The organism is Cupriavidus numazuensis (assembly GCF_905397435.1).
Lineage (GTDB): Bacteria > Pseudomonadota > Gammaproteobacteria > Burkholderiales > Burkholderiaceae > Cupriavidus > Cupriavidus numazuensis.
Genome location: NZ_CAJPVI010000006.1, coordinates 34,215 through 59,592, shown reverse-complemented (window position 1 = coordinate 59,592; position 25,378 = coordinate 34,215). Strand labels below are relative to the sequence as shown.

Below are 25,378 nucleotides of genomic sequence, written 5' to 3'. Positions count from 1 at the left end.
GTGAACCCCGCACCCATCGGCGTCTTCGATTCCGGCCTCGGCGGCCTGTCCGTGCTGCGCGAGATCCGCGCGCTGCTGCCGCATGAATCGCTGCTCTACCTGGCCGACTCGAAGTACGCACCCTACGGCGAGAAGCCCGAAGCCTTCGTGCAGGCGCGCACGCTGCAGGCATGCGAATGGCTGCTAGCGCAAGGCTGCAAGGCTCTGGTGATCGCGTGCAACACTGCCACCGGCCATGCCGTGGAGCTGCTGCGCCAAACCCTGCCGGTGCCGATCATCGGCGTGGAGCCTGGGCTCAAGCCGGCTGCGGCGGCCAGCCGAAGCAAAGTCGTGGGCGTGCTGGCCACAGCCAACACACTCAAGAGCGGGAAGTTTGCGCGGCTGCTGGCATCACTCGATGGCGAAAGCCGCTTCATCTGCGAGGCCGGGCTGGGCCTGGTGCCGCTGATCGAGCAAGGCGACATCGATGGCCCCGACATCCGCGGGCGGCTCGACAATTACCTCACGCCGATGCTCGAGGCCGGCGCCGACACGCTGGTACTCGGCTGCACTCACTACCCTTTCCTGTCCGACACCATCCGCGACATGGTCGGCGATCAACTGACGCTGGTGGATACGGGCAGCGCGATTGCACGGCAGCTGGCGCGCAAGCTTGTCGAACACGACCTGGCCGCTGTGCCCGGTGCCGTGCCGCAAGACCGCTTCGTCTCGACCAAGGATGCCGCCCACCTCAGGCAGATGGCCGCCGCACTGCTGCATATCAAAACGCAGGCGGAAACGGTAGCCATCGAACCGGCGCCGGCTTTCTGACGCCTATCGCAGGAACCCCACCGGCCGGTGCGCGCGCACGTCGGGCTTGACCGCATGCTCGTGGCGCAACTGCACGAGAAACTCCTCAGGCGTCAGTGAATCCCCGAGCAGCACGCACTGGCGCTTGACCGTGGCGAAGTCGCCCGGAGTCAGGCAATCCATGGCATCGAGTTCGTGCCGCATGGAATCCGTCAGCCGGGTTTCATCGCCTTCGAGCGCTTCGTCGACGAACATCGTGACACGCTGCGCGGCCTTCAGCGGCAGGAAGCGGATCTTGAACGAGAACCTGCGCAAGGCCGCCTCGTCGATGCGGTCAAACAGGTTGGTCGTGCAGACGAAAATGCCGTTGAAGCGCTCCATGCCCTGCAGCATCTCGTTGACCTCGGACACCTCATAGTTGCGCACGGCCTGCTGGCGGCTCTGCATGAAACTGTCGGCCTCGTCGAGCAGCAACACGGCACCGTCTTCCTCGGCGCGCGCGAACATGGCGGCGATCTGCTGTTCGGTTTCGCCGACGTACTTGCTCATCAGGTCGGAGGCGCGCCGGATCATCAGCGGCATGTCGAGCGCCGCGGCCATGTGCTCGGCAAGCGCGGTCTTGCCCGTGCCCGGCGGGCCGTAGAAGCACAGCGTGCCACGCTCGCGCACGCGCAGCGCCTCGATGATCTTGGCGACTTCGTAGCGGGTTTCCAGGTGCAGATTGTCCAGGCGGTAATGCGTCACCACGGGTCTCGCCTCGGCCTCCGGACGCAGTCCCATGGCGCGGTCGGCGTGTTCGAGCTGGCGCAGGATCAGCGCTTCGACAGGCTCGTCCACATCAGGCCGCGCAAGCTGCACGAAGCGCGCGGCGGATTGCACCTGCGCCGGCGTAAGCGTCTTGCGCCCCGCCAGCGCGGTGATGAAGGCATCGCTGACATCGAGCCCGCCCAGATGCTTGCGGATGATGTTTTCGCGCACCAGCGGTGGCGGAATCTTCAGTTCGAGGTGGAACTGGAAGCGCCGCAGGTAGGCGGGATCGATCTGGCGAATCGAATTCGAGATCCAGATCACGGGCACCGGGTTCTGCTCCAGCGTCTGGTTGACCCAGGCCTTGCCGTTGACCGACGCACGCGGGTCTTCCTGGGCAAACAGGCTCATCAACTCGCGCGAGCTTCCGGGGAAAACGTCTTCGACTTCGTCGAACAGCAGCGCGGTACGTGGCCGCCCGCGCAGGAACGCTTGCGACACCTGCAGCGACCGGTAGCGGTCCTTGCCCGAAAGGCTGTTGCCGTCGCGGTCCAGGCAATCGACCTCATACAGCTCGCAGCCGGACTCGCCGGCCAGCAGCCGCGCGAACTCCGTCTTGCCGGTGCCCGGCGGGCCATAGATCAGCACGTTCACGCCAGCCGCATGCTGGCGCGTGGCATTGGAAAGCAATGCGGAAAGATAGCGCGCATCGGTTTCCACATGCGGATAGTCGGTCACGGTCAGCGTGGGCGGCGCGGCCGGCCGCGTGAAGACCGCCATCATCTCGGCTTCGTTTGCGTAGTTACCGAGCAGGACGTGCAGCAGGCGGTCGGACAGGCGCATCAGGTCGCCGAGATCGGTCACGCTGTTCTCGGGCAAGGGCTGCTCGATCAGGTTCAGCGTTTCCAGGCGGGAACCGGGGCGCAGCGAAGCGGCGACGTCCGCGGGGCTGGCGCCGGTCAGGCCGGACAGGATCTGGAACGCCTCCTGACTGTGCGCGACCTTGCAGTCGACCATCACCGCGCGCAGGTCGCGCTTGTACTTGGCGAGCGCGGCATACAGCAGCAGCTTGCGCTCGTGCTCGGGCAAGTCGAGCACATGGCAGAGCATGTCGATGTTGCGCACCAGCAGCACACGTTCACCATCCAGCCGGCTCGCGATGGCCGCGGCCGACGCATCGAACACCGCGAACATGTCCTTGGCGTGGTGCTTGACGTACTCGTCGAGGTAGTAGAACAGCGCGCTTTCGTCGAAGGCGCTGTTCCACTGGCCGTGGCGTTCCAGGAATTCCTCGGGCGTCAGGCGCCCCGCCCCTTTCCACGCCGGCATGTCGGCGCAGCGGGCCGACAAGAAACGCTGCACGCGCAGCACGACACCGTACGGCCAAACCATCTCCGGAGCGCTGACCGTCAGGACGTCATTGATATTGCTGCGTAGATTGAACCGGGGGCCCAACGCGCACACGACGCGCAGGGCAAACTGGGCACACATCCAGTCCAGCGCCGAACTGGCCGAGATGCCCGGACCGGAGCGCAGTATCCGCGAGCGGTCCTCTTCAGCAAAACGTGTGAAGTCCATCGCATCGTCCCCGTGTGCCCGCGGGCGGCGCCGCAACCGGCCCCACCGCCACGCTTGCAGTCTTTTTCCTATGCTACGCGCTTTGCTGCTTGCGGCGCATTCGGCCGCCCTGCCAGTTGCCGGTCATTGTGGTACCGGCCACCAACACGAAAATACTGTCTGGATTTGGGGGTATAACTGCGCTTTGGACAAATTTCCAGCTGCGACGCACAAATCACAACAAATAAGAATCATTATCGTTTATACTGACCAGCTGATACGCCGCCCCAGAGTGGCGCTCCCCGGCAAACCCTGTTGCAGGAGCGTTTATCATGGAATTGCTTGTTAGCTTGCTGGTCGGATGTGGTATCTCGCTGATTCTGTTCTATCGCAAGTGACTCTTTGCCGGCCGGCAGACCCTGTTGTTCATCCCATGTTCGATCAACGCTTCTTCAAGATTACGCTCGCCGTCCTGCTGTTCCACGCCGGCCTGCTTTACCTGATCCAGAGCGGCCTGGGCCGCAAGATGACCGAGGCGGTGATCGCCCCGGAAATCATCGCCCGCATCATTCCGCTCGAGCAGCCCAAGCCGCCCGCGCCGGAACCGCCGAAGCCCAAGACGGAAACGCCGCCCAAGCAAGTCAAGGTCACCACGCCGCGGCCGACGCCGCCGCAGCCCAAGCCAGTTCCGCAACCGGTTGCCGCGCTGCCGCCGTCGCCCACCGCGATCGAGGCCCCGCCGTCACCCCCTGCTCCTCCTGCCCCCGCGCCAGCGCCTGAGCCCGCACCCGTCGCCGCCGCGCCCCGCGCCGTCGGCATCGGCGAAATCCAGTGCTCGCCGCCGCAACCGAGCTATCCGGCCCAGTCCCGCCGCATGGGCGAGACCGGCAAGGCCGTGGTCCGCCTGACGACCGACGAATCCGGCAAGGTCGTGAAGACCTCGGTGGTATCTTCGAGCGGGTCATCGCGCCTGGACCAGGCTGCCGTGGACGCCGTCCAGCGCATGCGCTGCAAGCCTTACATGGACAATGGCCGCGCCATCGCCGTGACCGCGCAGCAGCCGATCGGATTCGAACTCAACTGATCTCAACCTACAACGCACTTACCAGGAACCAACATGCAGGACCTCGGACTTTCCCACCTCTGGTCGCAAGGCGATTTCGTCATGCGTGCGACGGCCATCATTCTGCTGATCATGTCGCTCTTGTCGTGGATCGTGATCCTCACCAAGGCGTGGGATCTGATTCGCCTGAAGAAGATGGCGCACGGCGCGGAAAAGCGCTTCTGGCACTCCGACGATTTCGACCATGCGCTGGAAACGCTCGGTTCCAATGACGCGAACCCGTTCCGCACGCTGGCCATCGCCGGCAAGGAAGCGGCGCAGCACCACCGCGCCAGCCAGCCGCAGCTGCACGATGTGATGGACATCTCAGACTGGCTGACCCGCTCGCTCAAGAGCTCGATCGACGAAGCCGTGGCACGCATGCAATCGGGCCTGGCAGTGCTGGCTTCGGTCGGATCGACCGCGCCGTTCGTGGGCCTGTTCGGCACCGTGTGGGGCATCTATCATGCACTGATCGGCATCGGTGCCTCGGGCGTGCCGACGATCGACAAGGTCGCCGGCCCGGTCGGTGAAGCGCTGATCATGACCGCCTTCGGCCTGGCCGTTGCGATCCCGGCCGTGCTGGGCTACAACGCACTGACCCGCGGCAACAAGTCGGTCATCTCCAAGCTGAACCGCTTCGCCCACGACCTGCACGCCTATTTCGTGACCGGCGCGCGCGTTCGCCCGGCCAGCACCCGCGGTGACGACAACGCCGTACGGCTCGCCGCGGCACGGCAGTAACATCACCGCATCAAGGAAGTCATCATGGCATTTGGCACGCTCGACGGAGACGATGACGAGGTAATGAGCGAAATCAATATGACGCCGCTGGTGGACGTCATGCTGGTGCTGCTGATCATCTTCATCATCACGATCCCGGTCATCAACCACGCGGTGAAGATCGACCTGCCGCGCGCAAGCAATACACCGAACGAATCCAAGCCGCAAAACATCAACGTCTCGATCGATGCCCAGGGCAAGGTCTACTGGAACCAGACCGAGGTGGACGATACTGCGCTGGCCAACAACATCGCGCTGGCCGCGAAGCAGGAGCCGCAGCCTGAACTGCACCTGCGCGCGGACCGCGAGGTGCGCTACGAGCGCGTGGCCGAGGTCATGGCCGCCGCGCAGCACGGCGGGCTGGGCAAGATCGGCTTCATCACCGAGCCGAAGCAGTAAATTCTGATCGACCGGCCGGACCGGTCGGCGGCACCAGCAAAGGGCACCCCACGGGGGTGCCCTTTTTCGTTTGAGTGCCGCCCGTCGAGATATGTAACCATTGATCATCGCTATTGAAATGATAACGGTTCTCATTTAACATCCATCTATTGCAAGCACCTGCCCTGTCGAAATCGTAATGGCAGCGTGTAAGCCAACCGTCTACCGCCGAACGGAGCCAGATGATGAGCACCCTTTCCCTGCCGCTGTCGCAACCCCGTGAAGTTACCCGCCGCCGCCTGTCGTTGCGCCGCGTGGAAGTTGCGCCTCAGGGCCGACGCGATACCGCCGCGGCATCCGCCCTCGAATCCGTGAAATCGGCCGTCGCAGCTTTGCCCGCGCGCCTGGAAGCGCTCGTGCGCGACAGCCTGCCGAATACGCCGGCAAGCGAGCCCGTCGCGCTGGAAACCATCATGCGCGGCGCCACGACGCTGCCGATCCGCCATAACGGCGACATCTACACGCTGCGCGTCACGCGCTACGGCAAGCTGATCCTGACGAAGTAAGGGAAATAAAGGACGCCTGCACTATGGTGCGGGCCGTGGAAGTGTGAAGCCGAGGGGGTGGCAGGCCGAGCGGCCCGCCGGGATGATGCAAATGCCAGCCCCGCCGCTGCGGGGCTCTACGACGAAGGATCAGAGACCCAGCGCGGCAATACCGGCGCGGGCAATCTGCGCGTCTTCCGTCGACTTGACACCCGAAACGCCCACTGCACCGACAACCTGGTCGTTGTGGACGATAGGCACGCCGCCTTCCAGCATGCCCTGCAGCGTCGGCGCAGTCATGAACGAATAGCGGCCGTTGTTGATCATGTCTTCGTAGACCTTCGACTCGCGGCGGCCCAGCGACGACGTGCGGGCCTTTTCCGTGGCGATGTAGGCCGAGATCGGCGCGGCGCCATCCAGGCGCTGCATGGCCAGCATATGGCCACCATCATCCACCACCACGATCGAGACAGCCCACTGATGGGTCTTTGCCTCGGCCTCTGCTGCGGCCATGATCTTCTTCACGTCTTCTGCCGTCAGCACGGTCTTTTGCTGCATACCACTCTCCTGATGTTCATACTGTGTGAACCGGAAGTATAGCGCTGCACAAATACCCCAGTCATCGCGCCCGCCGCGTCAGCAAAGGTCAAACACAATTGCCCAAAACGACTTGACCCGCACGAATGCGGGTCAGTCTGCGGTCTGCGAGATGCGCGCCTCACCGGGCGCCATCAGCTGCGAGAGCGTCAGGCGCCATCCGTGAACGGGTCGGGCTTGCTGACGCGGCCGCCATCGGTGTACGGATCGCGCTGGCTGATACTGGCGCCGTCCGTATAGGGATCAGTCTTGCCTACGCGTGCGCCATCGGTGAACGGATCGGGCTTGCTGATCTTCGAACCGTCCAGATACGGGTCAACCTTGCCCGTGCCCGCGAACGAGGGCAGCGACACGATGGAGAGCGCCGCAAGGGCCGTTGCTGCAGCCAAACTACGCTTGATATTCATAGAGATTCCCCTTGATTCTCACTGGCAGAAGGCGCCGCGCGGGACACGATCTCTTCGTGTGACATCGCGGCGTCACAGGTGCAGTTTAGGGGAAAACCCTAATGCAAGTATCCGCAACCGTTTGATGAGTCTGTTCAGAAAATTTGACCACACTAATCTCGTGGGGAACCGGCGGAGAGCAGCCTGCTACAAGCCTCCGACGTCAGGACAAAATAAAAGAGCCCCGTTACCGGGGCTCTTTCTTTCAAAAACCTTGCAGGACCTGCTCAACGCCAGTGACCATGCCCGTGACCGTGGCCGTAGTAGCCACGAGGACCGTAGTAACCGCGCGGTCCGTAGTATGGACGCGGGCCGTAGTAGCGCGGGCCGTAGTACACCGGGGCCGGACGCACCACGACGGCCGGCGGGCCATAGTAGACCGGCGCGGGCGCCACCACCACCGGCGGAGCGGGCGGATAGTACACCGGGGCCGGAGGGTAGTAAGCCGGCGCACCGATCACTACGCCTGGCACACCGACCGCAACGCCAACGCTCACATGAGCCATTGCTGCACCCGACGCAAGGCCAGCGACGATACCGAATGCTGCGAGCCACCAACGTTTCATTTCCTGCCCCTCTGTCCCAGGATTCCTCATGACTCTATTTTAATGGCTCGGAAATTTCCGAGTGCAACGGCGCTCGCGACATTGTTACCAGCCGTAACAGGGGGATCACATTTGTCGGAGAATCGGTTTTGATAGCAGCGATTGCGCCATGCACTTGCATCCCGGATGCGCAACCACCACAATATCGGGCTTTCCGCGCGGCCGTGGAGAAATTGGTAGACTCAGCAGACTTAAAATCTGCCGCCCTTACGGGCTTACGGGTTCGAGTCCCGTCGGCCGCACCAACACCAGGCTGGATGCGGCCACTGCGTTAGTCGTTCTGCTGGATCCCGCCGCTCAGGCCATCACGTAGCAGAGCGAGGCACCGCCGACCATCAGGAAGATGAACAGCACGCCGGCCAGTGCGAGCGGCTTGCGCCCGGCACGGAGCAGATCGCCGATCCGCGTGTGCAGCCCGATCGCCAGCATGGCGCAGGCCAGCAGCCAGTTGTCCAGCGCGATCAGTCCGCCCTTCCATTCCTGCGGCACGGCACCGACAGAGTTCACCGCCATCACTGCCACGAAGCCGACCGCAAACCACGGCACCGACTTCAGCAGGCCACGCAGGCTTGGGCCGCCAGCCTGGGCTTTTGCGTCCTTGTTCGGCCACAGGGCCATCACCAGCAGCACCGGGCCGAGTGCCAGCACGCGCACCATCTTGGCCACCACCGCGGCATCCGCCGTGGTGTCGCCGATCATCTTGCCTGCCGCGATCACCTGGGCCACCTCGTGCAGCGTAGCGCCGGTGAAGATGCCGAACATCCGCTCGCTGACATTCCAGTGCCACGGGCCCGTCACCAGATCGAACAGGTACGGATAGAGCAGCATGCCAACGGTACCGAACAGCACCACGGTCGCCACGGCCACGGCCGTCTGCTTGTCATCGGTGCGCACGACGGACGCCACCGCAATCGCGGCAGCGGCGCCACAGATCGCGCTGCCCGAACTGACCAGGATCGCCTCGCGCCGGCTCAGACCGAACACCTTCGTGCCGATCAAGGTACCGAACAGCAGCGTAGCAAGCAGCATGGCAAGCGGCACCACGATGCCAGGCAAGCCCAGCGCCGCAATCGACGCAAAGGTCAGCCGCAGCCCGTACAGCGCCACACCGAGACGCAGCAAGTAATGGCGCGCGATCTGCATGCCCGGTGCCAGCGGCTGCAGCCAGTGCTTGGGCATCGTGTTGGCGGCGACCATGCCGGCGCACATCGCCAGCGTCAGCGCGCTCAGGCCGTAACGCGAAATGGCCGGATGATTGGCCAGGACCATTGAGATCCAGGCCACGCCGCCCAGAGGCAGCAAAGGCAGCAGGCGCTGGTGCCACGAGAGCACGGCGGCTGGCGGAACAGCCTGGGCAGAATTGGGAGCGGACACGGTAGACATGGCGGCAGTGGGTTTTGGTTAGTGCTTGCAGCGTAACTGCCCCACTTCAATCTGCAAAACGGGTAATATCGTTATGAATTACCTGAAATGTCGATATGGACCAGCGCCCTCTTCGCCTGACATTGCGCCAGCTGCAAGTCTTCGTGTCCGTGGCCCAGCACGGCAGCACGGTGGCCGCGTCGGAAGCGCTGGCCATGTCGCAATCAGCCGTCAGCGCGTCGCTGGCGGAACTGGAACGTGCGCTCGACGGCCCCTTGTTCGACCGCGTGGCGCGGCGCCTGAGCATCAACGAGACAGGACGCCAGTTCTTCCCGCGCGCCCTGTCGCTGCTCGACCAGGCGCAGGAACTCGAGCGCTTTGCCACGCAGACCGGCGTGCAGTTGCGCATCGCGGCCAGCAATACGATTGGCAGCTATATCCTGCCTGCGCTGCTGGCAGGCTTTCGCGCCTCCCAGGCCGGCCCTTGCCAGCTTGACCTGCGGATCGGAAACACGCGTGATGTGCTGCGCTCGCTGATGCAGTTCGATGCCGACATCGGGCTCGTCGAAGGCGCCAGCCACGAACGCGAGTTGCGCAGCGTGCCGTGGTGCGATGACGAGATGGTCGTTGTCGTCGGCCCTTCTCATCCGCTCGCCGATCCGAATGCGCCACTCGATGGCCTGCGCAATGCCGAATGGATCGTGCGCGAGCCGGGCTCGGGCACGCGCGAGATCATCGAGGAAAGACTGGTGCCGCTGCTCGGAGAGCTGCGTTTCGCGCTGGAACTGGGAAATGCGGAAGCCATCAAGCGCGCCGTGATGAGCGGTTTCGGCGTGAGCTGCCTGTCGCTGCATGTGGTGCGGGACGAACTGGAGCGCGGTTCGCTGGTCGCGGTGCGGCAGGGTCTGCCGCGCATCGTTCGCCCACTGCAGCTTGTCGTGCACCAGGACAAGTTTCCGACGCGGGGATTGCTGGCCTTTACCGAATACCTGCGCGTCGTGGCTGCGCAGGCTGGAGCACGGGCCTGAACGTCGCAAAGTTCGACGCACAAATGAAAACAGCGCCCATTGGGCGCTGTTTTCTTCAACTGGAGGCGGAGGTCGGAATCGAACCGGCGTACACGGCTTTGCAGGCCGCTGCATAACCACTCTGCCACCCCGCCAGGTGACGTGCTGCTGGATTGTATCCGCATTCATCGAACGCTGCCTGACAGCGCCCGCGGATACCAACCCAAACAAAAAGGGAAGCGCTGCTTCCCTTCGGGGATGGAGCGGGAGACGAGTCTCGAACTCGCGACCTCAACCTTGGCAAGGTTGCGCTCTACCAACTGAGCTACTCCCGCGTACAACTTTTACTACTTCGAGCCCGACGCAGACCATGATGATGACCTGACATCAAACCCAGAATCAATCTGGAGCGGGAGACGAGTCTCGAACTCGCGACCTCAACCTTGGCAAGGTTGCGCTCTACCAACTGAGCTACTCCCGCATTACGCTGGCACTACGCAACTGACTGCAAAAAACAGCTTCTTGCGTTAAACCGGCTTATCTTGCTGCTTTCGTTTGCGTCGTCAGCAGCGAGAACGAGATTATTGCAAAGAATGAATCCGTTCGTCAACACCTTTTTTGCGCGCGGCATCATTTTTGCGCACGCACCTCGTTGAGCACGCCGCTTCGCTCCCGGATCTGCGGCCAGGCCAGCTTCATGTAATAGAACATCGACCACAGGGTCAGCACTGCCGCCAGGTAGATCATCCAGGTACCCAGGACCTGCGCGTCGACGCCGAACAAGCGGTCCGTGTAGAGCAACAACGGGATCGCGATCATCTGCACGGTCGTCTTCAGCTTGCCCAGGAAGTTGACCGCGACGCTTTTGGAAGCGCCGATCTGCGCCATCCACTCGCGCAACGCCGAGATCGTGATTTCGCGGCCGATGATAACCAGCGCCACCAGGTCCGCCACGCGGCCCAGCGCCAGCAGCGACAGCAGCGCGGCCGTGACCATGAGCTTGTCCGCGACCGGATCCAGGAACGCACCGAACGCCGAAGTCTGGTTCCAGCGCCGCGCCAGGAAACCGTCGAGCCAGTCCGTGACCGCGGCGATGATGAAGAAGGACGCCGCGGTGATGTTCTTCGTGTGCATCGGCAGCCATGCTTCCGGCAGGTAGTACACGCCCACCACGAGGGGAATCATGGCAACGCGCAACCAGGTCAGCAGGATCGGGATATTAAAGGGCATGGGCTGGGAAACCGACAGTGCAGTGACGAATTCCGCGATTGTCGCCGATTTCCGTACCCATGCGCGCCCGGCGGGACAATTCGCCGGCCACGGGTGCATCAATGGAGCTGGCGATAGATCTCTTCGGCGAGGCCGCGGGAGATACCATCGACGCTGGCCAGCTCGTCGATACTGGCCGCCATGACGCCGCGTAAGCCGCCAAACCGCGTCAGCAGCTTCTGCCGTCGGCGTGCACCCACGCCCTCGATTTCTTCCAGCCGCGAGGTGGTACGCGCCTTGGCCCGGCGCGCACGCATGCCGGTAATGGCGAAACGGTGCGCCTCGTCGCGGATCTGCGCGACCAGCATCAGCGCGGCACTGCCCTGCCCCAGTTCCAACGACGGACGGCCATCGGCGAACACCAGCGTCTCCAGACCGACCTTGCGCCCCTCGCCCTTGGCCACGCCGACCAGCAGCCCGATATCGAGCCCGAGTTCCTCGAATACCTGGCGCGCCACCTCGACCTGCCCCTTGCCGCCGTCGATCAGCACCACATGCGGCACCGGCGACGAAGCCTCGCCAGCCGGATCGAGCCCGCCCTCTTCCTGCATCTGCTCGACCAGCTTCTGGTAACGGCGCGTCAGCACCTGGCGCATGGCCGCGTAATCGTCGCCCGGCGTGATGTCCTGGATGTTGTAGCGCCGGTACTCGCCATTCTGCATATCGTGGTGATGGAACACGACGCACGACGCCTGCGTCGCTTCGCCCGCGGTATGGCTGATGTCGAAACACTCCACGCGCAGCAGCGCCAGGTCTTCCAGGTCGATGCCGATGGTCTCCGCGAGTGCGCGCGTACGCGCCTCCTGGCTGCCCTGCTCCGCAAGGCGGCGTGCGAGCGCCAGCGCCGCGCCCTGCTGCGCCATTTCCAGCCAGGCCTTGCGCTGACCCTGCGGCTGCCGCACCAGTACGATCTTGCGGCCGGCGTGGAGCGCCAGCGCCTCCAGCAACGCCGCATCGTCGGGAACATGGCTGACGACGATGATCGGCGGCGGCGCCTGGTCAAGGTAATGCTGCGCCATGAATGCCGACAGCACGCGTGCGGCAATGCGCTCTACCCCGAGCGGCCCCGCCTGCGCCGGCTCGCTCTCTGCACCTTCGGCGCCTTCGTCACCGTCCTCGACAATCATCGCCGCTTCGTCGGCATGCGCCGGGAAATAGGCCTTGTCGCCAAGATGGCGGCCGCCACGCACCATGGCCAGGTTGACGCACGCGCGGCCACCTTCCACGGCCACCGCCAGCACGTCGATATCGCGTGCCTGGCCGACTTCCTCCACCGCCTGGCGCTTGAGCACCGTCGACAGCGCCGCAATCTGGTCGCGCACCGCAGCGGCCTGCTCGAACTCCAACTGCATGGCGTGCTCTTCCATCTTCGACTGCAAGCCCTCAAGCACCTCCGTCTCGCGTCCTTGCAGGAAACTCGCCGCGTTGCCGACGTCGCGTGCGTAGTCAGCCTCGCTGATCGCACCCACGCAGGGTCCGGTGCAACGATGGATCTGATGCAGCAGGCAGGGCCTCGTCCGGTTGTTGAAGACGGTGTCTTCGCAGGTGCGCAGCTGGAACACCTTCTGCAATATCTGCATGCTCTCGCGCACTGCATAGGCACTCGGGAACGGGCCAAAGTACTGGTGCTTGCGATCCGTGGCGCCACGGTAGTAGGCCATGCGCGGAAAGCGATGGCCCGTGAGCTTGAGGAACGGATAGGACTTGTCGTCGCGGAACAGGATGTTGTACCGCGGCGCCAGGGCCTTGATCAGGTTGTTCTCGAGCAGCAGCGCCTCAGCCTCGGTGCGCACGACGGTGGTGTCGATGCGAGCGATCTTGGCCACCATCATCGCAATGCGCGGCGACAACTGCGTCTTGTTGAAATAGCTCGATACGCGCTTCTTGAGGTCGCGCGCCTTGCCGACATACAGCACGTTGCCGGCACTGTCGATGTAGCGGTACACGCCAGGCAAGCCCGGCAGGCGGGCGATGACCGGCTTGGGGTCGAAGGGTTCTGCCTGGGCAGGATCAGGCGGTTGAGCCGAAGCGTCTGGAAGCTGGTCGGACATGAGGGACGATGACCAAATCGAATGCGGCCGGCTCGCGATTCGCGGCAACGGCTCTAAAATCCGGAGTTTAGAGCCGAAGTTTAGTGCAATTCACCGCCCCACCCTGCTTTACCCGCCTTGCCTGACATGCCAATCCGTTCCTGGGACATCTTCTGCACCGTCATCGACAACTTCGGCGACATCGGCGTCTGCTGGCGCCTGGCGCGCCAGCTTGCGCAGGAACACGGCCATGCCGTGCGCCTGTGGGTCGATGACCTGCACAGCTTCGCGCGGCTCGCGCCGACGCTCGACACGACCGCCCGCAGCCAGCATCTGTCTGGGGTGGAGATCCGCACATGGCGTCCGGGCGGCGATGCGGACGACCGGGCACGGTTTGCAGACGTCGCCGTACACGACGCCGTCATCGAAGCGTTCGCTTGCCATCTGCCCGATGCGTTCCTGGCGCGCATGGTGGCGCGCGAACTTGCGCCGGCATGGATCAACCTGGAATACCTGAGTGCCGAGCCATGGGTGCGGGAGCACCACGGCATGCCATCGCCGCATCCGCGGCTGCCGCTGGTCAAGCACTTCTTTTTCCCGGGATTCGAACGCGGCACCGGCGGCCTGTTGCGCGAATCGATGCTCGGCGCGCAGCGCAGCACTTTCCTCGCCGGACCGGCCGCACAGGCCGCGCTGTGGCACCGGCTGCGTGCGACGCCTGACGGCAGCGCGCTGAAGATCAGCCTGTTTTCATACCAGAATCCCGCACTGCCCGTGCTGCTCGAACAATGGCGCGACGGCCCGGAGCCGGTCCAGTGCCTGATCCCCCAGGGGCTCGCGGCCGAACAGTTGGCCGCATGGTCGGGAGAAGCCGCCGTGCCGGGCAAGGTCGTCACGCGCGGCAACCTGCAGGTCAATATCGTGCCGTTCGTGCGCCAGGAGCACTACGACGAGATGCTGTGGGCCTGTGACCTCAACTTCGTGCGCGGAGAAGATTCCTTCGTGCGTGCGCAGTGGGCGGCCCGGCCACTCGTATGGCATATCTACCCGCAGGACGAGGACGCGCACCACGACAAACTCGACGCCTGGCTCACGCTCTTCCGCCGCAGCGGTGTCGACGCCGGGGCCGCGCAAGCGCTGACGGCTTTCTGGCACGCGTGGAATGCGTACGGCAATGCACCCGACTGGGCCGCGCTGCGCAGCAAACTGCCCGCGCTGACGCAAGCCGCGCAGCAATGGCAGGCGCGCCTGCTCGGATTGGGCGACCTGGCGGCAAATCTCGTGGCGTTCTGCGAAAATCGGGTAAAATAGCGGGTTGATTTGATGGCGACCGGGCCGGGTAACCAAGGCTCCCCGTCACCAGCCGGCAGCGATGCAATGCGCGCGCCGCGGTGCGGGAACCTGAGCGAACACTGAGCACGGGGTCAAGAGCGCGTGGGCAAGGGCCCACCAGGCGCGCAGCCGGTAGCGACAGGCTGCCTGCACGGCGCCTCCGCCAACCCTCGCCATACCAATTTCCGAGACTTTCTTTTTCAGGAAAACAGTTCAGATGAAAATCGCACAGGAACTCCGCGTCGGCAACGTGTTCATGATGAACGGCGCTCCGATGGTTGTGCAAAAGGCCGAGTACAACAAGTCGGGCCGCAACGCCGCCGTGGTCAAGATGAAGTACAAGAACCTGCTCACCGAAGCCCCGGGCGAGTCGGTGTTCAAGGCTGACGACAAGTTCGAAGTCGTGGTGCTGGAGCGCCGCGAATGCACCTACTCGTACTTCGCCGACCCGATGTACGTGTTCATGGACACCGACTACAACCAGTTCGAAGTCGAGGGGGACAGCATGGGCGACGCGCTGAACTACCTCGAAGACGGCATGGCCGTGGAAGTGGTGTTCTACAACGAGAAGGCCATCTCGGTCGAAATGCCGACCACGCTGGTCCGCGAGATCGTCTACACCGAGCCGGCCGTCAAGGGTGACACCTCGTCGGGCAAGGTGCTGAAGGGCGCCAAGATCAACACCGGTTTCGAACTGCAAGTGCCGCTGTTCTGCAACATCGGCGACAAGATCGAAATCGACACGCGTACCGGCGAATACCGCAGCCGCGCCAACTAAGCGCACGGCCCGCTCCGCCTCCGTGGCGGAGCCGGTGATAAAAAAAGGCAGCCTCGGCTGCCTTTTTTGTCGTCTGGCGCAAACCCGTCGCGCGCTCAGGCGATCAGATCATGGTCCTTGAGCAGGCGCAGCGCAGAACGGTATTCGCCCTCCTGCTGCAGCTTGTTCCAGTCGAGCGGCTTGCGGCGCGCGAACAGCTTGCGGATGCGGCGCTGCGAAGTCTTGCCGATGTTCACATCGAGCTCCGTCAGCAGTTGGTCGGCACGCTCGGGGTGATTGCAGATCAGCACCATGTCGCACCCCGCGTCAAGCGCGGCGCGCGCGGCTTGCGTGACATTGCCCGCCACGCTGGCGCCTTCCATGCTCAGGTCGTCGCTGAAGATCACACCCTCGAAGCCAAGCTGCGTGCGCAGGATGTCCTGCAGCCAGAAGCGCGAGAAACCTGCCGGGTTCGGATCGACCTTCGGGTAAATCACGTGCGCCGGCATGACCGACGACAGCGACAGGCCCATCCAGTCGTACGGGCGCGCGTCCTGCGCGAGGATGTCTTCCAGCGAACGCTCGTCCACGGGAATCGCAACATGCGAGTCCGCTTCCACGTAGCCGTGGCCGGGGAAGTGCTTGCCGCAGTTGCTCATGCCGGCCAGCAACAGGCCATGGTTCAGGTGGCCCGCCAGCATGGTGACCACGCGCGGATCGGCGTGGAAAGCGCGGTCGCCGATCACGGCGCTGCGGCCATAGTCGAGATCGAGCACCGGCGTGAAGCTCAGGTCGATATCGCATGCGCGCAGTTCGGCGGCCAGTACATAGCCGCACGCGATCGCTGCCTTGGTGGCAGCCAGGACATCGCGTTCCCACAGTTCGCCGAGCTTTCGCATCGCTGGCAGATGCGTGAAGCCATCGGTCTTGCAGCGCTGCACGCGGCCGCCTTCGTGGTCGATACAGATCAGCACGTCTTCACGCACCGCGCGGATCGCACGCGTCAGCGCCAGCAATTGCGCGCGCGATTCGAAATTGCGCGCGAACAGGATGACACCGCCGGTCAGCGGGTGCGCAATGCGGCGTGCGTCTTCGGCGTCGAGCTGTTTGCCGACGACGTCGAGTACCACCGGTCCCGGCCGTTTGCCGGAAATCTTCTTGATCATGGAATTTGTTCGAGGCTAGGCTGGATTTTCCGGGACGGCAGCATGGCCGCCCCGCTCGGCGATTGCAAAGGCAACCGCATAGTCATGTTCGTCACTGACACTGACACGCACGGTGATGCCGCGTTCCGCAATCCACTGTGCGAGTTCGCCATGGCAGATCGGGGTCGGCTCGCCGGACGGCAGATTCATGAGCTCCATGGCGCGCCAGGTCATCGGCCAGCGCATGCCGAGGCCGATTGCCTTGGAGAAGGCCTCCTTCGCCGCAAAGCGCGTGGCCAGGAACGCCAGGCCACGCCGCTCGGAGCGTGCCTTGCGCGCGTGGTACTTGGCCAGCTCATCGGGCCCCAGCACCTTTTCGGCAAAGCGGCCGCGCGTGCGTTCCATCACGCCCTGCACGCGCGCGATCTCGATGATGTCGGTGCCGACGCCGTAAATCACGCCGGCTTGCCCGCAGCGGGGTAACGGGTGCCGAGGCGCGCGGCCACCATGATGGCCTTCATCTCGCGCACAGCATTCTGCCAGCCCACGAACACCGCATGCGCGACGACCGCGTGGCCGATGTTGAGTTCCTTGATGCCCGCCAGCGCCGCAATCGGCTGCACGTTCGTGTAATGCAGGCCGTGGCCCGCGTTCACGACCAGGCCGTGGCGGATGCCGGCATCGACGCCGTCGGCAACGCGGCGGAATTCGATGGCCAGCTCGTCAGGCGTATGCGCATCGGCATAGCGGCCGGTATGCAGTTCGATCACCGGCGCACCGCAGGCCGCAGCGGCGGCGATCTGGTCGGCATCGGCGTCAATGAACAGCGATACACGGATGCCAGCGGCGGCGAGCTGCTTGCAAGCGGAACTGACCTGTCCAAAGCGGCCTGCCACATCGAGCCCGCCTTCGGTCGTCACCTCCTCGCGCCGCTCGGGCACGAGGCAGACGTCCTGCGGCCGGATCTCGCAGGCGATGTCGAGCATCTCCTGCGTGATGGCGCATTCCAGGTTCATGCGCGTGGCGAGTTGTGGGCGCAGCGCGCGCACATCAGCATCGCGGATATGGCGGCGGTCTTCGCGCAAGTGCAGCGTGATCAGGTCCGCGCCGGCTTCTTCGGCCTGCAATGCTGCCTCGATCGGGTCGGGATACACCGTGCCGCGCGCATTGCGCAGCGTGGCGACGTGGTCGATGTTGATGCCGAGGTCGATGACGCCCGGATTTGCGTGGAAGATCATGCTTGCGGAATCAGCGGTGGGCCGGCTGCCCGGCGGGTCAGAGATAGTGCAGGTCGATCAGAATCTGCCGCGTCTTGAGCGGCGCTCCCTGCAAATAATAATGCAGAAGGAAGCGCATCAGCGCGCGGCTTTGCAGAGCGGTCTGCGCGCGCCCGTAATCGTCCTGCGCCATGTCGAGCAAGGTCTGGCCCGACACCACGGGCCACGACGAAGGATCGCTCGGCTGGGCCCTGCGCACACCGCGCTCGGGCTGGTAGACATAGTCCAGATGCGGCTGCACGCGCTCCCCGGTGCTCAGGCACTGGTCGAAGGCGACGGCAAAGCCGGTTTCCTGCAACAGCACACGCTCGAAGCTGCGCAGCACCAGGCCCGCGGCCTCGCCGTGCGCCAGGCGCGTAAGCGTGGCCATGTAATGGCGGAACAGCGCCGGATGGCCGTCCTCGCGCGGGCAGAACCGCATCAGCAGTTCATTGAGGTAGAACGCGGACAGCAGCGCATCGCCAGCCAGCGGCGGCATGCCGCCCACCCATTCGGCGCGCGTCAGCGTCTTGACTTCGCCGCGCCCGCTCCATGACAGGGAAATCGGATGAAAGTGCTGCAGCACAGGACGCAGCGACGAATGCGGCCGCTTGGCGCCCTTGGCGACCATCGACAGGCGTCCATGGTCGCGCGTAAAGACATCGAGAATCAGGCTGGTTTCGCGATACGGCCAGGCATGCAGCACGAAGCCCGGCTGCTCCGACACGCGGGTTTCGCTGCGCGCGGGCACGATGCGCATCGCGCGGTCCATCATCGCGCGGCCGGCGGCATCGGCCATGCCGGGCAGCGCACGGCTGTCCAGCAGCTCGGCGGCCTCGTCCACGACCGGATCGGCGCGGCGAGCCTTGGCAGGCCCACGCGCGAAGTCAGGCATCTTGCTCACTCGTAGCCGTATGCGCGCAGTCCGGCTTCGTTATCGGCCCAGCCGCTCTTCACCTTGATCCACATTTCCAGGTAGACCTTGCCGTCGAACAGCTTTTCCATATCGAGGCGCGCCTCGGTGGATATCTGCTTGAGCTTGCTGCCCTTGTTGCCGATGATCATGGCCTTGTGCGCGTCGCGCTCGACCAGGATCGTGGCAAACACGCGGCGCAGGCGCCCTTCCGTCTCGAACTTGTCGATGATGACGGTGCTCGTGTACGGCAGTTCGTCGCCGGTCCAGCGGAACACCTTCTCACGGATGATTTCCGAAGCCAGGAAACGCTCGCTGCGATCGGTCATCGCGTCGGCGTCGTACATCGGCTCGCCTTCCGGCAGATAGGGCCGGATGATCTCGAACAGGCGCGCGATATGGTCGCGCGTCTTGGCCGACATCGGCACCACTTCGCGGAAGGGGAACAGCTGGCCCATCTTTTCGAGGAAGGGCATCATCACCCCGGCGCGGTCGTCGGTCACGCGGTCGAGCTTGTTGGTCACCAGCAGCACCGGCGTGTTCTTCGGCAGCAGCGCCAGCACCTTTTCGTCGTCAGCGCCGTAATACCCGGCTTCCACGACGAACAGCACCAGGTCCACCGACGACAGCGTGGACGTGACCGCGCGGTTGAGCGAACGGTTCAGCGCACTGGCATGGCGGGTCTGGAAACCTGGCGTGTCGACGAAGACATACTGCGCGTCATCCGTGGTCTGGATGCCGACCAGGCGGTGGCGCGTGGTCTGCGCCTTGCGCGACGTGATGCTGATCTTCTGGCCGACCAGCGCATTCATCAGCGTGGACTTGCCGACATTGGGACGGCCGACAATGGCCACGGTGCCGCAGCGAAACGCCTTGGCTTGGGTATCCGCAGCAGGCTGCTGCGGATCATGGGATTCGGTCATTCCTTCAACCTGAGAGACAACTGTGGGTCCGGCGGTACCGGCTGCTTGCGGGTCTTGCCGGTGCGCTCGGCGCGGCTGCGCTTGAGCAACTGCGGCACGAGCTTCTGGACTTCGTCGAGCGCCAGCTTGGCCGCCGCCTGCTCCGCCGCACGGCGCGAGGCGCCGGTGCCGAACACCCGGACTTCCAGTTTAGGCACCATGCACTCGACTTCAAACTGCTGGCTGTGCGCGGCGCCGTGAGTGGCGATTACGTTATATTGAGGCAGGGCGATCTTGTGGCCCTGCAGGTATTCCTGAAGCAGCGTCTTGGCATCCTTGCCGAGCGTGCGCGGATCGACCTGCTCCAGGATGGGGATATACAGCTTGCGGATCAGCGTGCGCGCGGCCTCGAAGCCGGCGTCGAGAAACACCGCGCCGACGATGGCTTCGAGCGCATCGGCAAGGATCGACGGGCGGCGGAAGCCGCCGCTCTTGAGTTCGCCCTCGCCCAGGCGCAGCGCCTCGGACAACTGCAGCATCTGGGCGATCTCGTACAACGCCTGCTGCTTGACCAGGTTGGCGCGCACGCGTGACAGGTCGCCTTCATCCAGCTTGCCGAACATGCCGAACAGCATGTCGGCCACGGCGCAGTTCAGCACCGAGTCGCCCAGGAATTCGAGGCGCTCGTTGTGCTGGGCGCTGTGGCTGCGGTGCGTCAGCGCCTGCTGCAGCAACTCAGGCTTGCTGAAACGGTAGCCGAGGCGTTGCTGCAAGGCGTCGAGGTTCATATCAGTGCTGCGTTCCCGAATAGGTAATCAGTAAGCTTAGTGGACCGTAGACCGGCACTTCAGTCCGGTAGGCAAAATCGACCGACTGGATCGTTCCGTTCTCATTTTCGAGGATCTGGAGGTCTTCCCCCTTCACCGCGGCAATCCGGTCGATGGTTGCCTGCTTGTCAAAATACTCCACCACCTCACGCTTGTTGGTGGCACGTTGCTTGGCGTAGCTTGCCGCACGCTTGACCGAGAAATACTCGGTCAGGCTTGGTATCGCCCTGAGCGCCGGCAAGGCAATGCCGATCACGAATACGATCACCACCAGCAGCGTCCACAAGGAAAATCCCCGTGCCGGCTGCCGGCCGGGGCCAACACGCCACCGGCTATTATTCCCGACCCGACCCAATTGACCCGTCTGACCCATTTGCGCTTCCCTCTTTCTAGTTGAGTGTTCTGCGCCGCGCAGGTGTTATTTGAATGAACCGACGCGCCCAAAATTGCCGAGGTTCATCCAGATCACGAACGCCTTGCCGACGATATTCTCGTCCGGCACGAATCCCCAGTAACGGGAATCCAGGCTGTTGTCGCGATTGTCACCCATCACGAAATAGTGACCTGCAGGCACCTTGCAGGTCACACCCTGCTGATTGTAAGTGCAGTTTTCCCGGAACGGGAAATCCGGATCGGCACCGGCGACAAATGCCGGTCGATCCACATCGTTAAGGATGCCGTGCTCCACACCGCCGGGTAGTTTCTCCCGAAAATGCTTGGAATACGCCAGGCGTTCCTCATCCAGATAATCGGGCAGCGGCGTGTAGTCAGCCGGCTTGCCGTTGATGGTCAGATGCTTGTTCGAATATTGCACCACATCGCCGGGCAGGCCGATCACGCGCTTGATGTAATCGAGCGACGGGTCTTTCGGGTAGCGGAACACCATGACGTCGCCGCGTTGCGGCTCGCCGACGTCGACGATCTTCTTGTTCACCACCGGCAGGCGAATCCCGTAGTCGTACTTGTTGACCAGGATGAAATCGCCGATCAGGAGCGTGGGAATCATCGAGCCGGACGGAATCTTGAACGGCTCGACCACGAACGAGCGCAGCACGAACACGGCCAGGATCACCGGGAAGAAGCTCGCCGAATACTCCAGCCACCACGGCTGGCGCAGCTTTTCCTCTGCCAGACGCTTGCGCGTCGAATCGATCTCGCCGGAACCGAAGCGGCCCTGCAGGTCCGACTGGCGCGAATCGAACTCGGCCAGCGCAAGGCGCGCTGAGGCGCGCCGTTGCCGCTCGAATACGAGCTTGTCCGCAACCCACGCGATACCTGTAATCACCACCAGCACAAAAAGGATCAGTGCAAAATTCATGACGGCTTCTGGTTCTTGGATGTCTTGCTACAGCCTCTTCTACTACCGCCGCGCCTCAGGCGCGGCAGCCCCGTTCCTGTTTGCGAAACCGCTTACTTGTCGTCGACCTGCAGGATCGCCAGGAAGGCCTCCTGCGGAATCTCGACGGTACCGACCTGCTTCATGCGCTTCTTGCCGGCCTTCTGCTTTTCGAGCAGCTTCTTCTTGCGGCTGATATCGCCGCCATAGCACTTGGCCAGCACGTTCTTGCGCAACGCCTTGACGTTTTCGCGCGCAATAATATTCGAGCCGATGGCGGCCTGGATTGCCACGTCATACATCTGGCGCGGAATGATTTCGCGCATTTTCGCGGCCACTTCGCGTCCGCGGTATTGCGAGTTGGAGCGGTGCACGATCACCGACAGCGCATCGACCTTGTCGCTGTTGATCAGGATATCGACCTTGACCACGTCGGAGGGGCGATATTCCTTGAACTCGTAATCCATCGACGCATAACCGCGCGACACCGACTTCAGGCGATCGAAGAAATCCATCACGATTTCCGCCATCGGGATTTCGTAGGTCAGTTGCACCTGCTTGCCGTGGTAGCTCATGTTGATCTGCGTACCGCGCTTCTGCGTGCACAGCGTGATCACCGAGCCGACATATTCCTGCGGCATGTACAGGTTCACCGTGACGATCGGCTCGAGGATGGCCTCGATGCGGCTCGGGTCGGGCATCTTGGCCGGGTTTTCCACGGTCACCATGGTGCCGTCGCGCATCTGCACCTGGTACACCACGGTCGGTGCCGTCGTGATCAGGTCCATGTCGAACTCGCGCTCGAGGCGCTCCTGCACGATTTCCATGTGCAGCAGGCCCAGGAAGCCGCAGCGGAAGCCGAAGCCCAGCGCCTGCGACACTTCCGGCTCGAACATCAGCGAGGCATCGTTCAGGCGCAGTTTCTCGAGCGATTCGCGCAGCGCCTCGTACTGGTTCGCCTCGACCGGATACAGGCCGGCGAACACCTGCGGCTTGACTTCCTTGAAGCCCGGCAGCGGCGCCTCGGCCTTGCGCGGCACGGTCGTGATGGTGTCACCGACCTTGGCGGCCTTCAGTTCCTTGATGCCGGCGATGACGAAGCCCACCTCGCCCGCAGTCAGCGAATCGCGCGGCACCGACTTCGGCGAGAACACGCCAACCTGCTCCACGAGGTGCTGCGCACCGGTGGCCATCAGTAGCGCCTTGTCCTTCGGACGCAGCGTGCCATTGACCACGCGCACCAGCATGACCACGCCGACATAGTTGTCGAACCACGAGTCGATGATCAGCGCCTGCAGCGGCGCACTGGCGTCGCCCTTGGGCGGGGGCACCTTGGCGATCAGCGCCTCGATCACGTCCTCCACGCCCTGGCCGGTCTTGGCCGAGCACGGCGTAGCGTCCTGCGCGTCAATGCCGATGACGTCCTCGATTTCCTGGATGGCGTTGTCCGGATCAGCCTGCGGCAGGTCGATCTTGTTCAGCACCGGCACCACTTCCACGCCGAGTTCGATGGCCGTGTAGCAGTTGGCCACGGTCTGTGCTTCGACACCCTGCGAAGCATCGACCACCAGCAGCGCGCCTTCGCACGCCGACAGCGACCGGCTCACTTCGTAGCTGAAGTCGACGTGTCCCGGCGTATCGATCAGATTCAGGTTGTAGACCTTGCCGTCGCGCGCCTTGTAGGTCAGCGCGGCAGTCTGCGCCTTGATCGTGATGCCGCGCTCCTTCTCGATATCCATCGAGTCGAGGACCTGGGCCTCCATTTCGCGATCGGACAGCCCCCCACACAGCTGAATGATCCGGTCGGCCAGCGTGGATTTCCCATGGTCGATATGGGCAATGATCGAGAAATTGCGAATGTGGTCCATCTAGTCTTCAGGCAGGCGCCGGCGACTTCGCGCGGGCGCAGCGGATTCGTGAACGGCCCCGTCGTGGGGGGGCCCCCCCGGGCGCCCCCCCGGGGCCCCCACGTCGAGGCCGCGGGTCTTGGGGCGCGGATTTTGCGCCAATCTGGAATTTTACCGGATTTTCAATGACTTCCGGCCGCTCAGGTGCGATCGGAAGTGGCCGTTCGGCCGCATGTTGCGGCGCAAGCCACACCCGGAGGGCCACGACATCGAGGAAGTCTTGGCAAAGCCCACGAGGATCGTTCCCCGTGAGCAGCAGCATGACCGCGGTCAGCGGGCGGCGGTCGCCCCCGGACGCAGCGTCAGGACCTGGGTAGCATCGCCACGGCGCACGAACACGGCGGCGATGCGGCTCTTGTCCAGCCCCTTCACCAGGTCATTGAACTGGCGCGCGCCAGTCACGTCGGTATCGCCGAGCCGCAGGATGATGTCGCCTGGACGAATGCCTGCACGCAGGGCCGGGCCATCCGCGACCTCGACCTCCACGCCCGATCGCACCTTGAGTTCCTTCAGGCGGGTGTCGGGAATGTCGTTGACAATCAGGCCCAACGCGTTGGGCTTGGCAGCCTGCGCACTGGCGTCGTCCTTGGATGACGGGGCATTACGCGCCTTCGCACGGGCTTCCGGCTCAAGTTCCGTCACGGTGATCGACACATCGCGCGTCGCGCCCTTGCGCCACAACTGCAACGGCACGCGCGTGCCCGGTTTGGTGTCGCCCACCATGCGCGGCAGGTCGGACGCCTTCTCGATCTCCCGGCCGTTGAATTTCAGGATGATGTCACCGGGCTCGATGCCGGCCTTTTCCGCCGGACCGCCCGGCTCCACGCTGCCGACCAGCGCGCCACGGGCACGGCCCAGGCCGAGGGAATCAGCCACTTCCTTGGTCACATCGCCAATCGCCACCGCAATGCGCCCGCGCGTGACGCGGCCCGAGGTCTTCAGTTGCTCGGTGACGCGCATGGCTTCGTCGATCGGGATCGCGAACGAAATGCCCATGTAGCCACCGCTGCGGCTGTAGATCTGCGAGTTGATGCCGATGACCTCGCCACGCAGGTTGATCAGCGGGCCGCCCGAATTGCCGGGGTTGACCGCCACGTCGGTCTGGATGAACGGCAGGTAGTCACCGGTATCACGGCCCTTGGCGGACACGATGCCGGCGGTCACGCTGTTGTCGAGGCCGAACGGCGAACCGATCGCCAGCACCCATTCGCCCGCACGGACCTTGTCGGAATCGCCAAGCACCAGTTTCGGCAGGCCGGTCGCCTCGATCTTGATCAGCGCCACATCGGTGCGCTTGTCCGAGCCAATCAGCTTGGCCTTGAACTCGCGCTTGTCGGGCAGCGTGACATAAATGGTTTCCGCGTCGGCCACCACGTGGGCGTTGGTCATCACATAGCCGTCCTGGCTAATGATGAAGCCGGAACCGACGCCGCGGCTCTGCTCCTCGCCCTGCGGCGGCTGGCCGCGGCGCGGTGCATTCGGGGCACCCGGCGTCGGAGAGCCCGGCATCGGGACCCCGAAGAAACGCCGGAAGAATTCGGCCATCTCGTCGTCATCGCCGCCCGGGCCACCGCGCGAGCGGACGCGCTCGGTCGTCCGGATGTTGACCACGGCCGGGCTGGCCTTCTCCACCAGGTCGGTGAAGTCGGGCAGGTTGTAGTTGGATGCGGCGGCCTGGGCGTGGCCCACTTCGGCAACCGCCGGGCCGAGAATCAATATGGCAGCCATGACCACGGCACGCGCCAGGGCTGGGGATCTGAACGTCATCGACAACTCCCGGGATTCA

Annotated in this window: 25 protein-coding genes and 4 tRNA genes; 9 read left to right on the top strand and 20 right to left on the bottom strand. The window is 64.0% G+C overall.

The window, feature by feature from the left end; all coding sequences use genetic code 11:
* A complete protein-coding gene (murI, locus tag KHO41_RS06855; RefSeq protein WP_211952544.1) occupies positions 1 to 810 on the top strand; it encodes a glutamate racemase in 810 nt (269 codons plus the stop codon).
* A gap of 3 nt (positions 811 to 813) precedes the next feature.
* Here the strand turns inward: murI and KHO41_RS06850 are convergent, their stop codons facing one another.
* Positions 814 to 3,114, bottom strand: coding sequence for an AAA family ATPase (locus KHO41_RS06850; protein WP_211952543.1), 2,301 nt, complete (start codon positions 3,112 to 3,114; stop codon positions 814 to 816).
* Positions 3,115 to 3,526: 412 nt separating this feature from the next.
* On the opposite strand from KHO41_RS06850, the gene KHO41_RS06845 reads away from it, so the two are divergent.
* The 4 genes from KHO41_RS06845 to hemP all read left to right on the top strand — a co-directional run bounded on the left by KHO41_RS06845 (position 3,527) and on the right by hemP (position 5,922).
* A complete protein-coding gene (locus tag KHO41_RS06845) occupies positions 3,527 to 4,177 on the top strand; it encodes an energy transducer TonB (RefSeq protein WP_211952542.1) in 651 nt (216 codons plus the stop codon).
* Positions 4,178 to 4,210: 33 nt separating this feature from the next.
* Complete coding sequence (locus KHO41_RS06840; protein ID WP_211952541.1) at positions 4,211 to 4,939, top strand: MotA/TolQ/ExbB proton channel family protein; 729 nt, start codon at positions 4,211 to 4,213, stop codon at positions 4,937 to 4,939.
* Positions 4,940 to 4,963: 24 nt separating this feature from the next.
* Positions 4,964 to 5,377: an ExbD/TolR family protein gene (locus KHO41_RS06835; protein WP_211952540.1), complete on the top strand. Its 414-nt coding sequence runs from the start codon at positions 4,964 to 4,966 to the stop codon at positions 5,375 to 5,377.
* A 224-nt stretch (positions 5,378 to 5,601) separates the two neighbouring features.
* Positions 5,602 to 5,922 carry a hemin uptake protein HemP gene (gene hemP / locus KHO41_RS06830; protein WP_211952649.1) on the top strand — a complete coding sequence of 107 codons (321 nt, stop codon included), beginning with the start codon at positions 5,602 to 5,604 and terminating at the stop codon, positions 5,920 to 5,922.
* A 129-nt stretch (positions 5,923 to 6,051) separates the two neighbouring features.
* On the opposite strand, the gene KHO41_RS06825 is transcribed toward hemP, so the two are convergent.
* From KHO41_RS06825 to KHO41_RS06815, 3 genes are all read right to left on the bottom strand, one after another.
* Positions 6,052 to 6,459, bottom strand: coding sequence for a GlcG/HbpS family heme-binding protein (locus KHO41_RS06825; RefSeq protein ID WP_011298395.1), 408 nt, complete (start codon positions 6,457 to 6,459; stop codon positions 6,052 to 6,054).
* Between the two features lie 188 nt (positions 6,460 to 6,647).
* Positions 6,648 to 6,905 (bottom strand): hypothetical protein, encoded by a 258-nt coding sequence (locus KHO41_RS06820; protein ID WP_211952539.1) that lies wholly within the window; start codon positions 6,903 to 6,905, stop codon positions 6,648 to 6,650.
* Positions 6,906 to 7,171: 266 nt separating this feature from the next.
* The gene (locus tag KHO41_RS06815) at positions 7,172 to 7,510 is read right to left on the bottom strand and encodes a hypothetical protein (protein WP_211952538.1); all 339 of its coding nucleotides are present in this window, start codon (positions 7,508 to 7,510) and stop codon (positions 7,172 to 7,174) included.
* 197 nt (positions 7,511 to 7,707) lie between these two features.
* Here KHO41_RS06815 and KHO41_RS06810 point away from each other — a divergent pair.
* Positions 7,708 to 7,794, top strand: a tRNA-Leu gene (locus KHO41_RS06810).
* Between the two features lie 52 nt (positions 7,795 to 7,846).
* Here KHO41_RS06810 and KHO41_RS06805 read toward each other — a convergent pair.
* Positions 7,847 to 8,932 (bottom strand): YeiH family protein, encoded by a 1,086-nt coding sequence (locus tag KHO41_RS06805; RefSeq protein WP_211952537.1) that lies wholly within the window; start codon positions 8,930 to 8,932, stop codon positions 7,847 to 7,849.
* Between the two features lie 95 nt (positions 8,933 to 9,027).
* Between KHO41_RS06805 and KHO41_RS06800 the strand changes: the two genes are divergently transcribed.
* A complete protein-coding gene (locus KHO41_RS06800; protein ID WP_211952536.1) occupies positions 9,028 to 9,939 on the top strand; it encodes a LysR family transcriptional regulator in 912 nt (303 codons plus the stop codon).
* A 60-nt stretch (positions 9,940 to 9,999) separates the two neighbouring features.
* Here the strand turns inward: KHO41_RS06800 and KHO41_RS06795 are convergent.
* The 5 genes from KHO41_RS06795 to uvrC all read right to left on the bottom strand — a co-directional run bounded on the left by KHO41_RS06795 (position 10,000) and on the right by uvrC (position 13,238).
* Positions 10,000 to 10,073: transfer RNA gene (locus tag KHO41_RS06795), tRNA-Cys, on the bottom strand.
* A gap of 104 nt (positions 10,074 to 10,177) precedes the next feature.
* Positions 10,178 to 10,253 (bottom strand) — tRNA-Gly (locus tag KHO41_RS06790).
* A gap of 70 nt (positions 10,254 to 10,323) precedes the next feature.
* Positions 10,324 to 10,399: transfer RNA gene (locus KHO41_RS06785), tRNA-Gly, on the bottom strand.
* A gap of 149 nt (positions 10,400 to 10,548) precedes the next feature.
* A complete protein-coding gene (gene pgsA / locus KHO41_RS06780) occupies positions 10,549 to 11,148 on the bottom strand; it encodes a CDP-diacylglycerol--glycerol-3-phosphate 3-phosphatidyltransferase (protein WP_211952535.1) in 600 nt (199 codons plus the stop codon).
* A 98-nt stretch (positions 11,149 to 11,246) separates the two neighbouring features.
* Entirely contained in the window at positions 11,247 to 13,238 is a 1,992-nt protein-coding gene (gene uvrC, locus KHO41_RS06775) for an excinuclease ABC subunit UvrC (RefSeq protein WP_211952534.1), read from the bottom strand.
* A gap of 126 nt (positions 13,239 to 13,364) precedes the next feature.
* Between uvrC and earP the strand changes: the two genes are divergently transcribed.
* Together earP and efp are read left to right on the top strand one after the other, a co-directional pair.
* Positions 13,365 to 14,528: an elongation factor P maturation arginine rhamnosyltransferase EarP gene (gene earP, locus KHO41_RS06770; RefSeq protein ID WP_211952533.1), complete on the top strand. Its 1,164-nt coding sequence runs from the start codon at positions 13,365 to 13,367 to the stop codon at positions 14,526 to 14,528.
* A 238-nt stretch (positions 14,529 to 14,766) separates the two neighbouring features.
* On the top strand, positions 14,767 to 15,327 hold the full coding sequence (efp, locus tag KHO41_RS06765; protein WP_211952532.1) for an elongation factor P: 561 nt from the start codon (positions 14,767 to 14,769) through the stop codon (positions 15,325 to 15,327).
* Positions 15,328 to 15,422: 95 nt separating this feature from the next.
* Here efp and nagZ read toward each other — a convergent pair whose 3' ends face one another.
* From nagZ to KHO41_RS06715, 10 genes are all read right to left on the bottom strand, one after another.
* Entirely contained in the window at positions 15,423 to 16,472 is a 1,050-nt protein-coding gene (gene nagZ, locus KHO41_RS06760) for a beta-N-acetylhexosaminidase (protein ID WP_211952531.1), read from the bottom strand.
* 15 nt (positions 16,473 to 16,487) lie between these two features.
* Positions 16,488 to 16,910 (bottom strand): holo-ACP synthase, encoded by a 423-nt coding sequence (gene acpS, locus KHO41_RS06755; RefSeq protein WP_211952530.1) that lies wholly within the window; start codon positions 16,908 to 16,910, stop codon positions 16,488 to 16,490.
* On the bottom strand, positions 16,907 to 17,689 hold the full coding sequence (pdxJ, locus tag KHO41_RS06750) for a pyridoxine 5'-phosphate synthase (RefSeq protein ID WP_011298405.1): 783 nt from the start codon (positions 17,687 to 17,689) through the stop codon (positions 16,907 to 16,909). Before pdxJ ends, acpS begins: the two co-directional genes overlap by 4 nt.
* Positions 17,690 to 17,726: 37 nt before the next feature.
* Positions 17,727 to 18,602 carry a DNA repair protein RecO gene (recO, locus tag KHO41_RS06745; RefSeq protein WP_211952529.1) on the bottom strand — a complete coding sequence of 292 codons (876 nt, stop codon included), beginning with the start codon at positions 18,600 to 18,602 and terminating at the stop codon, positions 17,727 to 17,729.
* 5 nt (positions 18,603 to 18,607) lie between these two features.
* Positions 18,608 to 19,543 (bottom strand): GTPase Era, encoded by a 936-nt coding sequence (gene era / locus KHO41_RS06740; protein ID WP_211952528.1) that lies wholly within the window; start codon positions 19,541 to 19,543, stop codon positions 18,608 to 18,610.
* On the bottom strand, positions 19,540 to 20,310 hold the full coding sequence (gene rnc, locus KHO41_RS06735; protein WP_211952527.1) for a ribonuclease III: 771 nt from the start codon (positions 20,308 to 20,310) through the stop codon (positions 19,540 to 19,542). The genes era and rnc overlap by 4 nt, the downstream gene beginning before the upstream one ends.
* A gap of 1 nt (position 20,311) precedes the next feature.
* Positions 20,312 to 20,722, bottom strand: a complete 411-nt coding sequence (locus tag KHO41_RS06730; RefSeq protein WP_211952526.1) for a DUF4845 domain-containing protein — start codon at positions 20,720 to 20,722, stop codon at positions 20,312 to 20,314.
* A 45-nt stretch (positions 20,723 to 20,767) separates the two neighbouring features.
* Positions 20,768 to 21,667, bottom strand: coding sequence for a signal peptidase I (gene lepB / locus KHO41_RS06725; protein ID WP_211952525.1), 900 nt, complete (start codon positions 21,665 to 21,667; stop codon positions 20,768 to 20,770).
* Between the two features lie 92 nt (positions 21,668 to 21,759).
* Complete coding sequence (gene lepA / locus KHO41_RS06720; protein ID WP_211952524.1) at positions 21,760 to 23,553, bottom strand: translation elongation factor 4; 1,794 nt, start codon at positions 23,551 to 23,553, stop codon at positions 21,760 to 21,762.
* Between the two features lie 309 nt (positions 23,554 to 23,862).
* Positions 23,863 to 25,359 (bottom strand): DegQ family serine endoprotease, encoded by a 1,497-nt coding sequence (locus tag KHO41_RS06715; RefSeq protein ID WP_211952523.1) that lies wholly within the window; start codon positions 25,357 to 25,359, stop codon positions 23,863 to 23,865.
* Positions 25,360 to 25,378: the final 19 nt, after the last annotated feature.

Excerpts from the sequence above, each read along its gene's own strand:
- uvrC (WP_211952534.1), bottom strand. The coding sequence starts at position 13,238 with ATGTCCGACCAGCTTCCAGACGCTTCGGCTCAACCGCCTGATCCTGCC.
- KHO41_RS06820 (WP_211952539.1), bottom strand. The coding sequence starts at position 6,905 with ATGAATATCAAGCGTAGTTTGGCTGCAGCAACGGCCCTTGCGGCGCTC.
- KHO41_RS06730 (WP_211952526.1), bottom strand. The coding sequence starts at position 20,722 with ATGGGTCAGACGGGTCAATTGGGTCGGGTCGGGAATAATAGCCGGTGG.
- rnc (WP_211952527.1), bottom strand. The coding sequence starts at position 20,310 with ATGAACCTCGACGCCTTGCAGCAACGCCTCGGCTACCGTTTCAGCAAG.
- era (WP_211952528.1), bottom strand. The coding sequence starts at position 19,543 with ATGACCGAATCCCATGATCCGCAGCAGCCTGCTGCGGATACCCAAGCC.
- recO (WP_211952529.1), bottom strand. The coding sequence starts at position 18,602 with ATGCCTGACTTCGCGCGTGGGCCTGCCAAGGCTCGCCGCGCCGATCCG.
- pdxJ (WP_011298405.1), bottom strand. The coding sequence starts at position 17,689 with ATGATCTTCCACGCAAATCCGGGCGTCATCGACCTCGGCATCAACATC.
- KHO41_RS06840 (WP_211952541.1), top strand. The coding sequence starts at position 4,211 with ATGCAGGACCTCGGACTTTCCCACCTCTGGTCGCAAGGCGATTTCGTC.
- KHO41_RS06825 (WP_011298395.1), bottom strand. The coding sequence starts at position 6,459 with ATGCAGCAAAAGACCGTGCTGACGGCAGAAGACGTGAAGAAGATCATG.
- KHO41_RS06800 (WP_211952536.1), top strand. The coding sequence starts at position 9,028 with ATGGACCAGCGCCCTCTTCGCCTGACATTGCGCCAGCTGCAAGTCTTC.
- lepA (WP_211952524.1), bottom strand. The coding sequence starts at position 23,553 with ATGGACCACATTCGCAATTTCTCGATCATTGCCCATATCGACCATGGG.
- hemP (WP_211952649.1), top strand. The coding sequence starts at position 5,602 with ATGAGCACCCTTTCCCTGCCGCTGTCGCAACCCCGTGAAGTTACCCGC.
- pgsA (WP_211952535.1), bottom strand. The coding sequence starts at position 11,148 with ATGCCCTTTAATATCCCGATCCTGCTGACCTGGTTGCGCGTTGCCATG.
- efp (WP_211952532.1), top strand. The coding sequence starts at position 14,767 with ATGAAAATCGCACAGGAACTCCGCGTCGGCAACGTGTTCATGATGAAC.
- KHO41_RS06835 (WP_211952540.1), top strand. The coding sequence starts at position 4,964 with ATGGCATTTGGCACGCTCGACGGAGACGATGACGAGGTAATGAGCGAA.
- KHO41_RS06815 (WP_211952538.1), bottom strand. The coding sequence starts at position 7,510 with ATGAAACGTTGGTGGCTCGCAGCATTCGGTATCGTCGCTGGCCTTGCG.
- earP (WP_211952533.1), top strand. The coding sequence starts at position 13,365 with ATGCCAATCCGTTCCTGGGACATCTTCTGCACCGTCATCGACAACTTC.
- KHO41_RS06850 (WP_211952543.1), bottom strand. The coding sequence starts at position 3,114 with ATGGACTTCACACGTTTTGCTGAAGAGGACCGCTCGCGGATACTGCGC.
- nagZ (WP_211952531.1), bottom strand. The coding sequence starts at position 16,472 with ATGATCAAGAAGATTTCCGGCAAACGGCCGGGACCGGTGGTACTCGAC.
- KHO41_RS06805 (WP_211952537.1), bottom strand. The coding sequence starts at position 8,932 with ATGTCTACCGTGTCCGCTCCCAATTCTGCCCAGGCTGTTCCGCCAGCC.
- KHO41_RS06845 (WP_211952542.1), top strand. The coding sequence starts at position 3,527 with ATGTTCGATCAACGCTTCTTCAAGATTACGCTCGCCGTCCTGCTGTTC.
- KHO41_RS06715 (WP_211952523.1), bottom strand. The coding sequence starts at position 25,359 with ATGACGTTCAGATCCCCAGCCCTGGCGCGTGCCGTGGTCATGGCTGCC.
- lepB (WP_211952525.1), bottom strand. The coding sequence starts at position 21,667 with ATGAATTTTGCACTGATCCTTTTTGTGCTGGTGGTGATTACAGGTATC.